An 812-nucleotide genomic window follows, 5' to 3' on the forward strand; every position below is an offset into this window, starting at 1 on the left:
AGGCGGCGCGGGCGCGGCGCGTTTCCAGCAAAGCATCCGGATGTACCAGCAGGCTATGCCACTGTGCGGGCACCGGCACCGGCACCAGCCGCTCCAAGGTGGACAGCACCAGGCCGCCAAGAAACATCGGGCCGAGATTGTCACCGTGGCGACTGCCGCTGGCCACTGCCTCGCCTTCCAGTGAATACAGATACAGCTGCTCGCGACTCAAAGGCACATCCAGCAGCGCATTGGCCGCCACCAGTGCGCCCACGCACGAGGCCGCCGAGCCGCCCATCCCGGAACTGAGCGGAATGCCCTTGTCGATCTCCACTTCAAAACCGTAGGTCAGCCCCAAGGCCTGGCGCAATGCGATCAACGCCGCACCGGCGGTGTTGCTTGGCGCATCCAACGGCAGCTCCACGGCAGCACCGCGAATGGCAGCGATGCGCACTTCCGGCGCATCAATGCGACGCACCGTTACCGTGTCGCCGACATCCGGCACCGCATAACCCAGCAGATCGAAACCAACCGCCACATTGGCCACCGATGCCGGCGAGAACGCCCGCGCTTCGCGCAACCCCGAATCCTTCAAGCCATCACTCACAATCGCGCTCCCTCGCCCGCTGCCACCCGCAGCACATCAGCAAATACGCCGGCTGCCGTCACTTCCGGGCCTGCACCCGGCCCCTGCACCACCAACGGGTTGTCGCAGTAACGACGGGTGGTGAACTGCACAACATTGTCGGTCAGACGCAGGTTGGCGAACGCATGGTCGCCCGGCAACTCGACCAGGCCGACGCTGGGCTGCTGACCGGGCTTGAACTGGGCCA

Annotated in this window: 2 protein-coding genes; both read right to left on the reverse strand. The window is 65.5% G+C overall.

Annotated features, from left to right (window positions below; genetic code table 11):
* Window positions 1-586, reverse strand: a 586-nt coding sequence (locus tag ABB27_RS18955) for a homoserine kinase (protein ID WP_425477556.1), incomplete at its 3' end; no start/stop codon positions are given.
* On the reverse strand, window positions 583-812 hold a 230-nt coding region (locus ABB27_RS18960), incomplete at its 5' end, for a hypothetical protein (RefSeq protein WP_152984701.1). The genes ABB27_RS18955 and ABB27_RS18960, both read right to left, overlap by 4 nt.

It is taken from the genome of Stenotrophomonas terrae, from assembly GCF_001431465.1.
Taxonomy (GTDB): Bacteria; Pseudomonadota; Gammaproteobacteria; order Xanthomonadales; family Xanthomonadaceae; genus Stenotrophomonas; species Stenotrophomonas terrae.